General features: G+C 68.7%; 12 protein-coding genes. 6 read left to right on the top strand and 6 right to left on the bottom strand.

What is annotated here, in order from left to right:
* Positions 1–108: 108 nt before the first annotated feature.
* Positions 109–801, bottom strand: coding sequence for a TetR/AcrR family transcriptional regulator (locus PL79_RS22175; RefSeq protein ID WP_044847207.1), 693 nt, complete (start codon positions 799–801; stop codon positions 109–111).
* A 131-nt stretch (positions 802–932) separates the two neighbouring features.
* Positions 933–1139 (bottom strand): hypothetical protein, encoded by a 207-nt coding sequence (locus tag PL79_RS36215; protein ID WP_185640908.1) that lies wholly within the window; start codon positions 1137–1139, stop codon positions 933–935.
* A 25-nt stretch (positions 1140–1164) separates the two neighbouring features.
* Between PL79_RS36215 and PL79_RS22165 the strand changes: the two genes are divergently transcribed.
* The 5 genes from PL79_RS22165 to hydA all read left to right on the top strand — a co-directional run bounded on the left by PL79_RS22165 (position 1165) and on the right by hydA (position 8414).
* On the top strand, positions 1165–2445 hold the full coding sequence (locus PL79_RS22165) for a Zn-dependent hydrolase (protein WP_044847208.1): 1281 nt from the start codon (positions 1165–1167) through the stop codon (positions 2443–2445).
* A 129-nt stretch (positions 2446–2574) separates the two neighbouring features.
* Positions 2575–3912: an NAD(P)-dependent oxidoreductase gene (locus PL79_RS22160; RefSeq protein WP_044847209.1), complete on the top strand. Its 1338-nt coding sequence runs from the start codon at positions 2575–2577 to the stop codon at positions 3910–3912.
* A gap of 73 nt (positions 3913–3985) precedes the next feature.
* Complete coding sequence (gene preA, locus PL79_RS22155) at positions 3986–5302, top strand: NAD-dependent dihydropyrimidine dehydrogenase subunit PreA (protein ID WP_044847210.1); 1317 nt, start codon at positions 3986–3988, stop codon at positions 5300–5302.
* A gap of 99 nt (positions 5303–5401) precedes the next feature.
* The gene (locus PL79_RS22150; RefSeq protein WP_044847211.1) at positions 5402–6910 is read left to right on the top strand and encodes an NCS1 family nucleobase:cation symporter-1; all 1509 of its coding nucleotides are present in this window, start codon (positions 5402–5404) and stop codon (positions 6908–6910) included.
* Positions 6911–6956: 46 nt separating this feature from the next.
* Positions 6957–8414 carry a dihydropyrimidinase gene (gene hydA / locus PL79_RS22145; RefSeq protein ID WP_044847212.1) on the top strand — a complete coding sequence of 486 codons (1458 nt, stop codon included), beginning with the start codon at positions 6957–6959 and terminating at the stop codon, positions 8412–8414.
* A gap of 65 nt (positions 8415–8479) precedes the next feature.
* On the opposite strand, the gene PL79_RS22140 is transcribed toward hydA, so the two are convergent.
* The 4 genes from PL79_RS22140 to msrB form a co-directional block, all read right to left on the bottom strand.
* Positions 8480–9601: an aromatic ring-hydroxylating oxygenase subunit alpha gene (locus PL79_RS22140; protein WP_044847213.1), complete on the bottom strand. Its 1122-nt coding sequence runs from the start codon at positions 9599–9601 to the stop codon at positions 8480–8482.
* A 202-nt stretch (positions 9602–9803) separates the two neighbouring features.
* Positions 9804–10547, bottom strand: coding sequence for a peptide-methionine (S)-S-oxide reductase MsrA (gene msrA, locus PL79_RS22135; RefSeq protein ID WP_044847214.1), 744 nt, complete (start codon positions 10545–10547; stop codon positions 9804–9806).
* A gap of 92 nt (positions 10548–10639) precedes the next feature.
* The gene (locus PL79_RS22130; protein WP_044847215.1) at positions 10640–12511 is read right to left on the bottom strand and encodes a cytochrome c biogenesis protein DipZ; all 1872 of its coding nucleotides are present in this window, start codon (positions 12509–12511) and stop codon (positions 10640–10642) included.
* 37 nt (positions 12512–12548) lie between these two features.
* Positions 12549–13079 carry a peptide-methionine (R)-S-oxide reductase MsrB gene (gene msrB, locus PL79_RS22125; RefSeq protein WP_044847216.1) on the bottom strand — a complete coding sequence of 177 codons (531 nt, stop codon included), beginning with the start codon at positions 13077–13079 and terminating at the stop codon, positions 12549–12551.
* A gap of 869 nt (positions 13080–13948) precedes the next feature.
* Here msrB and PL79_RS36700 point away from each other — a divergent pair.
* Positions 13949–14113, top strand: a complete 165-nt coding sequence (locus tag PL79_RS36700; RefSeq protein ID WP_220497932.1) for a hypothetical protein — start codon at positions 13949–13951, stop codon at positions 14111–14113.
* Positions 14114–14314 lie beyond the last annotated feature (201 nt).

Raw genomic sequence — 14314 nt, 5'->3', positions numbered from 1 at the left:
AACGCATTGACGCGTCACGCGCGAGACGGCACGCATGCCGTTTCGCGATGCGGGCGGCGGGCAGGGTGCCCGTCGCCCGTTCTGCTTTCCGGAGCGCGCGCGATCGCGCTACGCGTTCGCCTCCGGCGACACCGCGCCGCACGCGCGGATCACGAGCTGCACGACCTCTTCGGTCGTCTCGGCGAACGCCTTCTGCGTGAGCGCACGCTTGCCGCTCAGCGCGCGGATCTGCGCATCGAAATCCGCATAGTGCTGGGTGGTCGCCCAGATCAGGTACATCAACGCGTGCGGATCGATCGGCGCGAGCAGGCCGCGCGCGATCCAGCCTTCGATCACCTTCACGCGCGTGTCGAACCACGGCTTCACGCGCTCCGACAGGATGTCCTGCATGTGCGCGGCGCCGTGGATGATCTCGTTCGCCCATACCTTCGAGCCGAGCGGGCGCCGTCGCGACAGATCCATCTTCGCGCGCACGTAGCTGGCGATCGCTTCGACCGGATCGTCGCCGGTCTCGAACGATCCGGCCGCGCGGTGCCAGTCTTCGAACAGGTCGTCGAGCACACGGCGGTACAGCGCAAGCTTCGTCGGGAAGTAGTAATGCAGGTTCGCCTTCGGCAGGCCCGCGCGCTCCGCGATCATCGCGGTGCTCGCGCCGCCGAGCCCGCGCTCCGCGAACACGGCTTCCGCGCAGGCCAGCAGATGCGCTTCGTTGGACTCGCGAATGTGTGCCTTGCGTCGCCGCAAAGGCGTGCCCGTTTCGTCGTCGCCGATGGTGTCGGCGGCCGCCTGGTCATGTCTCATCGTTGCCCTCGCGCGGCATGCATGCCGCGTTGGGCTTCATTCTAGCCGCTGGTTCGCATCGAACGCACGCGCGAACACATCGGTGCGCGCGCGGTGCTGCGATGCGGTGGCACGTTTCTCGCTCGATCGATTCACGCAAGAAAGACATTGCGCTGCGCATTTTGATCGTCTAAAACCTGTCCAATCGGACAGGATTCGACGAGCGGCGGAACGTAGTGCCAACCCTGACGCCGTTTGATCGGACGAATCGCGCGAACGATGCGCATCTGCACCTCGCAGGTGCGGGTTTGCCCCGACGGCTGCAATGCGCGCACCGGCATCGGCCGGGATGACGGCATGACCGACCCCACAGGAGCGATACGAATGGACACGGTATCGGAAACAGTGAAGCGGGCAGGATTCGATACGTCGATCAAGGTCGACGGCAGGCGGTTGTGGGACAGCCTGATGGAGGTCGCGAAGATCGGCGCGACGCCGAAAGGCGGCGTCTGCCGCCTCGCGCTGACCGATCTCGACAAGGCCGGCCGCGACCTGATCGTCGGCTGGGCGAAAGCCGCCGGCTGCGCGGTGACGGTCGATACGATGGGCAACGTGTTCATGCGCCGCGCGGGCCGCGTGGCCGACGCGGCGCCGGTCGTCACCGGGTCGCACGCGGACTCGCAGCCGACAGGCGGCCGCTTCGACGGCATCTACGGCGTGCTCGGCGGTCTCGAAGTGATTCGCACGCTGAACGATCGCGGCATCGAGACCGAACACCCGGTCGAGGTCGTGATCTGGACCAACGAGGAAGGCTCGCGCTTCGCGCCGGCGATGGTGGCGTCGGGCGTGTTCGCCGGCGTGTTTACGCTCGAGTACGGGCTGTCGCGCAAGGACGTCGACGGCAAGACGATCGGCGAGGAACTCGCGCGCATCGGCTACGCGGGCGACGTGCCGTGCGGCGGCCGCAAGCTGCACGCGGCGTTCGAGCTGCATATCGAGCAGGGGCCGATTCTCGAGGCCGAGTGCAAGACGATCGGCGTCGTGACGGACGCGCAGGGGCAGCGCTGGTACGAGATCACGTTCACCGGCCAGGAAGCGCACGCGGGGCCGACGCCGATGCCGCGCCGCCGCGACGCGCTGCTCGGGGCGTCGCGCGTGGTGGATCTCGTCAACCGGATCGGCCTCGATCACGCGCCGTTCGGCTGCGCGACGGTCGGGATGATGCAGGTTCACCCGAACTCGCGCAACGTGATTCCGGGCCGCGTGTTCTTCACCGTCGATTTCCGTCATCCGGACGACGCCGTGCTCGCGAAGATGGACGCCGCGCTGCGCGACGGCGTCGCGCGCATCGCGGGCGAGATCGGGCTCGAAACCGAGCTCGAGCAGATTTTCTACTACGAGCCCGTCGCGTTCGATCCGGCCTGCGTGGCGGCCGTGCGCGACGCGGCCGAGCGCTTCGGCTACTCGCATCGCGACATCGTGTCGGGTGCGGGGCACGACGCGTGCTACCTGGCGCAGGTGGCGCCGACGTCGATGGTGTTCGTACCCTGCGTCGACGGCATCAGCCACAACGAGATCGAGGACGCGACGCCTGCGTGGATCGAGGCCGGCGCGAACGTGCTGCTGCACGCGATGCTGTCGCGTGCCTGCGAGCCGGCTTCATGACGGACGGGATATAGCGCGGCCGGCAGGCTGCGCACTGCGTGACATTGGCATTCCAAAGCATGACCGCCCCGACTGTGCATTCGCGGCCGGCGGGGACGGCTTTGTCTCCACCCAGTCGAAGGAACGCGTATGACCACCCAGCCAACCGGCGATATCGCCGCGCATCGCCTGTCGTCCACGCAACTCTCGTGTGAATTCGCCGATATCGCGCCGCTGCTCGATCCGACAGCCGCCGCGGCCGCCGCCAGCCGCTGCCACTACTGCTACGACGCGCCGTGCGTGCAGGCCTGCCCGACGCAGATCGACATCCCGGGCTTCATCCGCAAGATCGGCAACGGCAACCTGAAGGGCGCCGCGACCGACATCCTGTCCGCGAATCCGCTCGGCGGGATGTGCGCACGCGTGTGCCCGACCGAGATCCTGTGCGAAGGCGCGTGCGTGCGCAATCACCAGGATGCGCAGCCGGTCGCGATCGGCGCGCTGCAGCGCCACGCGACCGACTGGGCGATGGCGAGCGGCGCGGTGCGCTTCACGCGTGCGCCCGATACGGGGCGGCACGTCGCGGTGGTCGGCGCGGGGCCGGCCGGGCTCGCGTGCGCGCACCGGCTCGCGCTCGCCGGGCATCGCGTCACGCTGTTCGATGCGCGACCGAAGGCGGGCGGCCTGAACGAATACGGGATCGCCGCGTACAAGACCGTCGACGATTTCGCGCAGCGCGAAGTCGAGTGGTTGCTGTCGGTCGGCGGCATCGCGCTGGAGACGGGCGTCGCGCTCGGCCGCGACGTGACGCTCGACGCGCTGCGCGAGCGGCACGACGCGGTGTTTCTCGCGATGGGCCTCGGCGGCGTGCGCACGCTCGCGATCGACGGCGAGCAATTGACCGGCGTGATGAACGCGGTCGACTTCATCGAGCAGGTGCGCCAGGCTGACGGGCTGGAGAACGTGCCGGTCGGGCGGCGCGTGGTCGTGATCGGCGGCGGCAACACGGCGATCGACGCGTCCGTGCAGAGCCGCAAGCTCGGCGCGCAGCGCGTGACGATGGTGTACCGGCGCGGCGTGGACGCGATGAGCGCGACCTGGGCCGAACGCGAATTCGCGCAGAAGAGCGGCGTCACGCTCGTCACGCACGCAAAACCGGTGCGCATCGCGGGCGCGAACGGGCACGTGACGGGCGTCGAATTCGAGGCCGCGTCGGGTGAGCGCTTCACCGTCGACGCGGACATGGTGCTGAAGGCGATCGGCCAGACGCTGTTGCCGGACGGTGTCGCGGCCACGCTGCTGACCGAGGACGGGTCGCGCATCGCGGTCGACGCGGACGGGCGCACGGCTTTGCCCGACGTGTGGGCCGGCGGCGATTGCGCGGCGACGGGCGGCATCGACCTGACGGTGCAGGCCGTGCAGGACGGCAAGCGCGCGGCGGCCGCGATCGACGCGGCGCTCGCGCAGCGCGACGCCCGGGCCGCGTGAGCGCGCGATACGCACCTGCACCGCGGACCTCGCGCGCACCACGATAAACGCTCTCACCGACACGGAGCCGAACATGGCCGACCTTCGCTGCACCATCGCAGGCATCACTTCGCCGAATCCGTTCTGGCTGGCCTCCGCGCCGCCGACCGACAAGGCATACAACGTCACCCGCGCATTCGAGGCGGGCTGGGGCGGCGTCGTGTGGAAGACGCTCGGGCTTGATCCGCACGTCGTCAACGTCAGCTCGCGCTACGGCGCGGTGCAGTGGAACGGCCAGCGGATCGCGGGGCTGAACAACATCGAACTGATCACCGACCGGCCGCTCGACGTGAACCTGAAGGAGATCGCGCAGGTGAAGCGCGACTGGCCCGACCGCGCGCTGATCGTGTCGCTGATGGTGCCGTGCAACGAGCGCGACTGGAAATGGATCCTGCCGCTCGTCGAGGACACGGGTGCCGATGCGGTCGAGCTGAACTTCGGCTGCCCGCACGGGATGAGCGAGCGCGGGATGGGCGCGGCGGTCGGCCAGGTGCCGGAATACGTCGAGATGGTCACGCGCTGGGTCAAGGAAGGCACGAAGCTGCCGTGTCTCGTGAAGCTCACGCCGAACATCAGCGACATCCGGATGGGCTCGCGCGCCGCGTACAAGGGCGGCGCGGACGGCGTGTCGCTGATCAACACGATCAACTCGATCGTCGCGGTGGATCTCGACCAGATGGCGCCGATGCCGACCGTCGACGGTAAGGGCACGCACGGCGGTTATTGCGGCCCGGCGGTCAAGCCGATCGCGCTGAACATGGTCGCCGAGATCGCGCGCGACCCGGAGACGCCGAACCTGCCGATCTCCGGCATCGGCGGGATTTCGTCGTGGCGCGACGCGGCCGAGTTCATGGTGCTCGGCGCCGGCAGCGTGCAGGTGTGCACCGCCGCGATGCATTACGGATTCCGGATCGTGTCGGATCTCGTCGACGGGCTGTCGAACTGGATGGACGAGAAGGGCTATGCGACGCTCGACGACATACGCGGCCGCGCGGTACCGAACGTCACCGACTGGAAATACCTGAACCTGAAGTACGACATCAAGGCGCGCATCGACCAGGACCGCTGCATCCAGTGCGGCCTGTGCCATATCGCATGCGAGGACACGTCGCACCAGGCGATCACCGCCGTGAAGGACGGCGTGCGGCATTTCGAAGTGGTGGACGCGGCGTGCGTCGGGTGCAATCTTTGCATGCATGTGTGTCCGGTCGAGCAATGCATCACGATGGAGCGGGTCGATGCGGGCGACTACGCGAACTGGACCACGCATCCGAACAACCCGGCGCGGGCTGATGCGGGTGCGAGCCCGGCGGAACCCGCAAAACACGAGAAGCACGCGAAGGCGGCCTGACCGACGTCCGGCGGCGCGGTATCGCCCGCGCTGCCGCTTGTGTCCTGTTCTGCCGGCATCGCACGATGCCGGCGTCGACGTTTACGTGGAGCGCATTCGATGAAACCAGCAGCGATTCCCGCCGAACCCGACAGCGCCGCGGCGCCGGCCGGCAGCCTGTACAACGACGACCTCGCGCCGACGACGGCGGCGCAGCGCACGTGGCGCTGGTATCACTTCGCCGCGCTGTGGGTCGGGATGGTGATGAACATCGCGTCGTACATGCTCGCGGCCGGGCTGATCCAGGAAGGCATGTCGCCGTGGCAGGCGGTGCTGACGGTGCTGCTCGGCAACCTGATCGTGCTCGTGCCGATGCTGTTGATCGGTCATGCGGGTGCGAAGCACGGGATTCCGTACGCGGTGCTCGTGCGGGCGTCGTTCGGCACGCAGGGCGCGAAGCTGCCCGCGCTGTTGCGCGCGATCGTCGCGTGCGGCTGGTACGGCATCCAGACCTGGCTCGGCGGCAGCGCGATCTACACGCTGCTCAACATCCTGACCGGCAACGCGCTGCACGGCGCCGCGCTGCCGCTCGTCGGCATCTCGCTCGGGCAGCTCGCGTGCTTCCTCGTGTTCTGGGCGCTGCAGCTGTACTTCATCCTGCACGGCACCGATTCGATCCGCTGGCTCGAAAGCTGGTCCGCGCCGATCAAGGTCGTGATGTGCGTCGCGCTCGTGTGGTGGGCGACGTCGCAGGCGGGCGGCGTCGGCTCGATGCTGTCGGCGCCGTCGCAATTCGTCGCGGGCGGCAAGAAGGCCGGGCTGTTCTGGGCGACGTTCTGGCCGGGCCTGACCGCGATGGTCGGCTTCTGGGCGACGCTCGCGTTGAACATTCCCGACTTCACGCGCTTCGCGCATTCGCAGCGCGACCAGATGATCGGGCAGTCGATCGGGTTGCCGCTGCCGATGGCGCTGCTGTCGGTGGTGTCGGTCGTCGTGACGTCGGCCACCGTCGTGATCTACGGCAACGCGATCTGGGATCCGATCGACCTGACGAGCCGGATGACCGGCATCGGCGTGGGCATCGCGCTCGTGATCCTCACGCTCGACACGATGTGCTGCAACCTCGCGGCGAACCTCGTCGGCCCCGCATACGATTTCTCGAGCCTGTGGCCGAAGGCGATCTCGTATCGCGCCGGCGGGATGATCACCGCGACGATCGCGATCGTGATGATGCCGTGGAAGATCCTCGCAACGACGGACGGCTACATCTTCACCTGGCTCGTCGGCTATTCGGCGCTGCTCGGGCCGGTCGCGGGCATCCTGATGGTCGACTACTTCCTGATTCGCGGCACGCGGCTCGACACGCGCGCGCTGTTCGACGAGCGCGGCGACTTCAGCTATGCGCGCGGCTGGAACCCGGCCGCACTGGCGGCGCTCGCCATCGGCGTGCTGCCGAACCTGCCCGGCTTCCTGCACACCGCATTCCCGGCGTCGTTTCCGAACGTGCCGGCGTTCTTCAACACGCTTTACACGTATGCGTGGTTCGTCGGCCTCGTGCTGGCGTCCGGCGTGTACGGCACCTGGATGAAGTGGCGTGCGGCGCAGCGCGCGCAGATCGCGAACGCGTGATGCGCGAACGCATGCGGCACCCGACAGTCAACGAGGAGGCAACGACATGGCAATCCTGATTCGCGGCGGCACCGTGGTCGATGCGGACCGCACTTATCGCGCGGACGTACTGTGTGCCGACCCGCAGGACGGCGGCACGATCCTGCAGATCGCCGAGACGATCGACGCGCCGGCCGGCGCGACGGTGGTCGACGCGCACGACCAGTACGTGATGCCGGGCGGCATCGATCCGCATACGCACATGGAACTGCCGTTCATGGGCACGACGGCGAGCGACGATTTCTATTCGGGTACGGCCGCGGGGCTGTCGGGCGGCACGACGAGCATCATCGACTTCGTGATCCCGAGCCCGAAGCAGCCGCTGATGGACGCGTTTCACGAATGGCGCGGCTGGGCCGAGAAGGCGGCCGCCGACTACGGCTTCCACGTGGCCGTCACGTGGTGGGACGAATCGGTGCACCGCGACATGGGCACGCTCGTGCGCGAGCACGGCGTGTCGAGCTTCAAGCACTTCATGGCGTACAAGAACGCGATCATGGCCGACGACGAGGTGCTCGTGAACAGCTTCTCGCGTTCGCTCGAACTCGGCGCGCTGCCGACCGTGCACGCGGAGAACGGCGAGCTCGTGTTCCAGTTGCAGAAGGCGCTGCTCGCGCGCGGGATGACGGGGCCGGAGGCGCATCCGCTGTCGCGCCCGCCGGAGGTCGAAGGCGAGGCCGCGAACCGTGCGATCCGCATCGCGCAGGTGCTCGGCGTGCCGGTGTATATCGTGCACGTGTCGTCGAAGGACGCGGTCGATGCGATCACGCGCGCGCGCAGCGAGGGGCTGCGCGTGTTCGGCGAGGTGCTGCCGGGCCATCTGGTGATCGACGAGGCCGTGTATCGCGACCCGGACTGGACGCGTGCGGCCGCGCACGTGATGAGCCCGCCGTTCCGCTCGGCCGCGCATCGCGAAGCGCTGTGGCGCGGGCTGCAGGCCGGGCAGCTGCATACGACGGCGACCGATCACTGCGTGTTCTGCGCGTCGCAGAAGGCGATGGGCCGCGAGGACTTCACGAAGATCCCGAACGGCTGCGGCGGTGTCGAGGACCGCATGTCGGTGCTGTGGCATCACGGCGTGAATCAAGGCCGCATCACGCCGAACGAGTTCGTGCGGATCACGTCGACGAACGCCGCGCAGATCTTCAACCTGTATCCGCGCAAGGGGGCGGTGCAGGTCGGCGCCGATGCCGACCTGGTCGTATGGGACCCGGCCGCGACGAAGACGATCTCGGTGAAGACCCATCACCAGCAGGTCGACTTCAACGTGTTCGAAGGGATGGCGGTGCAGGGCGTCGCGACCCACACGCTCACGCGTGGCGCGCTCGCGTGGGCCGACGGCGAGCTGCGTGCGGTGCGCGGTTCGGGCCGTTACCTGAAGCGGCCGCCCGCGGCCGGCTACTACGAGGCCGCGCGCATCGCGAACCGGCTGCGCGAGCCGCATCCGGTCGAGCGCGCCGGCTGAACGCGCACGAAACCGGCTCGAGGCCGGTTCGCAACGGGTTCGAAACGGGCACACGCGCTGCGCAGTCAGCGCGCGTCGCCCGTGTTTGCCTCGCGGATCGGAATCACGGTGCGCGCGCCGCACTGGCGCAGCAGGTCGCGCAGTTCGTTGATGACCGGAAACACCTCGTGGTTCCAGTCGGCACCTTGCCGGTCGTGCGCTTCCTGCTCGCGCTCGACGATCCAGCGATCCTCGCGGAAGATCCGCTCGGTGAACCAGACCAGCAGCGGCCACGCGAGATCGAGCGCGAACGGGATGCCCGGCTTGTGGATCGACAGCAGTCCGAACGTGCGGTTGGTGCGCTGTTGCGCGTCGAGCGGCACGTAGACGATCCACAGGTCCATCACGAGCGTGCCTTCGCTCGAGCGGATCTGCAGCGTCTGGTACGGGTAGCCCGTGCGCACCGTCATCACGCTCTTGTCGGCCTGGTCGGTCGGTTTCTTGCTGGCGCCGAACACGAGCGCCTCGCCGACCGGCTGCTTGCCTTCCATGCGTGCGAACGTGTAGTCGACCTCGACCCAGTCGTCGCCGCGCCGGCGGCCGACGCTGCGTGCGCGCATCTGTCCCATCTGCTTGCGATGCAGGAACTGATGGTTCATGTCCATCAGGTTCTCGTGCATGAACGAGTAGTGGCACTTGACCTCGCGACCGAAGCGGCGCGTCTTGTACGCGGGATCGTCCGCCGATTCCAGCGCGGGGAACGGGCGTTCGTCCGCGAGCGTCGCGTCGCCGGGGAACACGAAGATCAGCCCGTGCGCCTCGCGGCACGGATACGCGCGCACGCCGTTGGGCAGGCGCTCGCGGCCGAGGTACGGCACGTCGACACAGCGGCCGCTGTCGCACGCGTAGGTCCAGCCGTGGTAGCAGCAGCGCAGCGTTTCGCCGCTCACGACGCCCGCATGCAGCGGCACCTGGCGGTGCGCGCAACGATCTTCGAGCGCGTAGACGGCGCCGGATTCGGTGCGCACGAGCACGATCGGATCGCCGGCGAAGCGCACGCCGAGCGTCTTGCCGTGCTTGAGTTCGCGCGACCACGCGAGCGGATACCAGTGATCGGGATGGATGGGCACGCGGCGCAGGTCGCGCACGACCGAGCCACTGGACGGTTCTTCGAGAGCACTGCTGTCAGACAAAGGCACTGCGCGCATGCGTGACGCCTCCTGGCTGGCTGGAGAGTTCCGAGCGCCGCGCGGTGCGCGGCGGGGGACTGATCTGGAGAAGTCTACGCGAAGTTTGCCCGCGAAGCTGACCCGATGCGGGTTTGCCCGGCCCGGACAGCATGCGTTTCGTTGATGCAGCGCAAACGCGGCCGGCGGCGCGCACACCGGCCGCCGCGGCGCCGGCGGTCCCTCACAGGCCGGCGTCGCGCCACAGCACCGCGTCGGCGCGGTACAGCGCCGGAAAGCGCTGCTTCAGCCCGGCGACCTTCGGCAGGTCGTTGAACGCGATGTACGGCGCGTCGGGATGCAGCTCGAGGTAGTTCTGGTGATAGGCCTCCGCCGGATAGAAGCCCTTGTACGGCTCGACGCGCGTGACGACGGGCGCCGGGAACGTGTGCGCGGTGCCCAGCTGCGCGATGTAGGCGGTCGCGACCGCGCGCTGCTGCGCGGTGGTCGGGAAGATCGCGGAGCGGTATTGCGGCCCTTCGTCGGGCCCCTGACGGTTGAGTTCGGTCGGGTCGTGCGCGACCGAGAAGAACACCTGCAGCAACCGGCCGTAGGTGACCTGCGTCGGGTCGTAGACGATGCGCACCGATTCCGCATGGCCCGTCAGCCCGCTGCCGACCAGCGCGTAGTGCGCGGTTTCGGAGGCGCCGCCCGCGTAGCCGGCCGTGACCTGCTTCACGCCCTTCACGTGCTCGAACACGCCCTGCACGCCCCAGAAGCAGCCGCCGGCGAGCACGGCCGTTTCCTCATGAGAGGCGCCCGGGGTTTCGTCGAGCGTCGGTGCGGGCACGGTGCGCATCGGTTCCGCGGAACTGACGACGCGCTGGTAGCCGAACACGGCGGCGGCCGCGATGGCGATCGCGCCGATGCGGCGCAGCATGGCCGCCCGCCGCCGCGGTGCGGAATCGCGAGTGGATGTCGGAATCATGAGTTGCTCCTTCGAAATGCGGGACGGAATGAGGTGGACGCGAGGTGGACGGGAGGCGGCGCGCGTGACGGCGTCCGCCACTGCGTGCGCGTTCAGCCGAACGTAAACGCATAGGCATCGACGCCGGGATCGAGAAACTCGATCGAGAACGTGCGGTCGGCGATCGCGCCCGGTTGCCGGACGAGCTGGTACAGGCGCTGGCCGGTGACGGTGCCGTAGCCCTGTGCATCGACGTCCGTGCCGTGTGCCGCGCCGGGCGCCGCGCCGTCGAGCGTCACGCGAAAGCGCACCGGCCGGCCGTTCGCGCCCGGGCCGAGCACGAGGTGCAGGTCGCGCGCATGGAAGCGGTAGACGATCCGGCCGGACGGCGCGGCGAGCGTCGCGCGCTCCGCACCGACCTGCCATGTGCCGGCGAGGCCCCAGTCGTTCAGGTCGGGGTGCGCGGGCGCGTCGTAACGGTGTGCCGCGTCGCGCACGACACCGCCGGGCGACGTGAAGTCGTCAGCGCGCGCATAGCCGACGTAGGTTTCGGGCGAGCGGACGTCCGCGCTGTCGGCCGCCGCGAGCGCGCCCTTCGCGGGGGCGCCGGCGAGCCCGAGCGGCACGTTCAGCGCTTCCGGGTGGCCGGCTTCGGCGAGCAGCGACTGGATCGCGCGTTCCGACTGCGCGTATTCGCCTTCGCCGAAGTGGTGGTGGCGGATCCTCCCTTGCGCGTCGACGAAGTAGTGCGCGGGCCAGTACTCGTTGCCGAACGCGCGCCAGATCGCATAGCCGTTGTCGATCGCGACCGGGTAGTCGATGCCCAGGTCGTGCACGGCCTTCTTCACGTTGCCGATGTCGCGCTCGAACGCGAACTCCGGGGCGTGCACGCCGATCACGACGAGGCCGTACGGCGCGTACTTGCGCGCCCAGGCGGCCGTGTACGGCAGCGTGCGCAGGCAGTTGATGCACGAATACGTCCAGAAATCGACGAGCACGACCTTGCCGCGCAGGCCGGCCGCGCTCAGCGGCGGCGAATTCAGCCACTGCACGGCGCCGTCGAGCGACGGCAGCGTGCCTTCGACGGGCAGCGCGGCCGGTGCCTGCGGCGCCGGCGTCGTGCCGGCGGTGCGCATCATCGCGCCGCCGGCCGCCGGTGCATCACCGGACGTCGCGGCCATCATCGCGCCGCCGGCCGCGGCACCGTTGCCGCCGGCGGTATCGCTGGTCGCGGACGTCGCCGCCGGCGCGCCATGCGGGCGAGCGCCGAGCCGGTCGACGAGCTTCGTCTCGAGGCCGCCCGTCGTGACGGTCGACAACTGCGCGAGCGCCCCCGTGTCGAGGCCGAGCGCGATCGCGCCAACGCCGGCCAGCAGCGCCGCGCCGATCCCGCGCTTGATCCATTCGCCGGCGCCGAGCGAGCGCTTCATCGCGGCGAACACCTTGCCGCCGATCACGAGCGCGACGCCGAGCGACGTCGCCGCGCCGGCCGCATACGCAACCAGCAGCAGCGTCGTGCCGACGCTCGCGCCGCGCAGCGCGGCGCCGGTCAGCACGAGCCCGAGGATCGGACCCGCGCACGGCGCCCACAGCAGGCCGGTCGCGACGCCGAGCAGCAGCGACGACGCGGGGCCGGCCGGGCGGCCGTCGCGCTGTGCGAACCCGGTGAGGCGGTTGCCGGCCGCGACGAGCGGGCGCGTCAGGTGCTCGGCGAAGCGCGGCAGCAGCAGCGTCAGGCCGAACACCGCGAGCAGCACGATGGCGAGCCAGCGGCCGGCCTGGTTGGCCTGCGCGACCCAGCCGCCGCCGACGGCGGCGAGCGTCGCGACGACGGCGAACGTGAGCGCCATGCCGATCAGCAGCGGCAGGCCGGTACGCACGAACGGCTGGTCGGCGCGCGCGAACACGAACGGCAGCACGGGCAGGATGCACGGGCTCAGGATCGTGAGCACGCCGCCGAGATAGGCAAGGACGATGAGCAGCATGGAGCGGTCTCCGGTCGTTCAGGAAGGCGGCGGCCCGTCAGGCGGCGGCTGGGTGGAAGGCGAGCGCGAGCCCGTTCATGCAGTAGCGCAGGCCGGTAGGCGGCGGGCCGTCGTCGAACACGTGGCCGAGATGGCCGCCGCAGCGGCGGCAGTGCACTTCGGTGCGCGACATCCCGTACGACGGATCGAGCGCGGTCGCGACCGCGTGGTCGAGCGGCTTCCAGAAGCTCGGCCAGCCGGTGTGGCTGTCGAACTTGGTGTCCGACGAGAACAGCGCGAGGTCGCAGCCGGCGCACGCGAACGTGCCGTGGCGGTGCTCGCCGTTCAGCGGGCTGCTGTACGGCGGCTCGGTGCCGGCGTCGCGCAGCACCGTGTATTGGGCGGGCGTGAGGCGGCGGTGCCATTCGGCGTCGCTGCGGGTGATCTCGAACGGGGCGGCCGTCGGTCCGGCGGCGGGCGGCGCGGCGAACGCGCGGCCGACCAGCGCACGACGGGCCGTGGACGACAGCGCCGCGAGTGCCGCAAGGCCGGTCGCGCCGGCGAACAGCAGATGTCTGCGGGTGGGCATGATGGGCTCCTGGAAGCAGGTCCTGAAAACATGCGCACAGAGTAGGTGGCAGGCGGTGTCGAAGTCCTCACGGAAAGTTAAATGAATCGTGATATCTGGGGTGTTCCATAGGGGGGCGGTGGAATCCGTCGATGCTCCAGCTGGCAAGGGCCTTCGAGCGGGCGAGCCGCCCATGTTTACCGAGCACCTGTTCGCGCCGCAATTTTTAGTGTCTTTTTAGTGTTCGTCGAGAGCCGCGGCGAATCCGGAGTTTGGCTTGCCGGTCGGATCGGACAGGGACACGAGCGTTGTTTGACTGCGGTCATGCATCACGCCGAGCGTGTGATGCGCGTTGATAGACGGATGAGTTTGCAAGCTAGCGCGACCGACGTGTGGTGCGCGTGTGGACGCGGAAGTTTGACAGTTTTTTCGTAGCAACTTCAGGGGGCGAGTTAGGACGTGCGCGGTTGTGCAGTGAAAGAGGGGCGCAATGCGCTCCGCCGAAGTGGTCCATTTCGAGGCAGGATCCGGCGGAATGAAGGAGAACCTAGTAAAGGCTAGGTTACCCTTCATTTCGGGACAGGCATGCGCCTGCGACTGATTTCGTGACTCGTTTAACTACTTTTGTATCTGCCGCAGTGGGAGCGGCTGCTGCGGACACGGCAAGTGCGTATACCCGCCCGATCTCGCCGCCGGCAGCCGGAAGATGACGATGGGCGCATTCTCTCCGCGGCGCGGGGAGAATGCGGGAGCGCGCTCGCCAGGGTTCCGCCGCTATCGAGATTCCGATAACGTGGCCATGGCTTGGCGCTGCCTGCCGGCACCGATTTCTTCGATCCTGATAAGGCGACCGAGCTGATCCTGCTTCCCTGGTGGCTGACGTTCACCGCATGGTCAATGCCGCGCGGGCTGGCGCGACGGTCGCCGTCGATGCTGCATTGACGTTGCTCTACTGGCAGATCGGCCGTCATGTTCGGGAAGATGTGCGGCGCGGTGAGCGCACCGGCAATTCGCAACAGACCGCTCCGGCGCTTGCCCGTGCGCTGACCGCCTAGTATGGAAGTGGCTGGAGCGAGCAGCAGTTGCGTCAATGCGTGGGTGTGCTTAGGTCTTTCCTGACGAACCAATTCTCTCCGCAGTGCGGAGAGAATTGAGCTGGACCCGCCTGAAGACACGGATGTATCTCGACGTTCCGCTCAAGTGCGACTTCTGCATCGAGCTCTGCCGCCTGGAACGCTGGTCGGGCGCACGTTTCC

Source organism: Burkholderia sp. USMB20 (assembly GCF_000949135.2).
Lineage (GTDB): Bacteria > Pseudomonadota > Gammaproteobacteria > Burkholderiales > Burkholderiaceae > Burkholderia.
The sequence above is the reverse complement of the archived record's forward strand: the minus strand, read 5'-3'. Positions and strand labels throughout refer to the sequence as shown.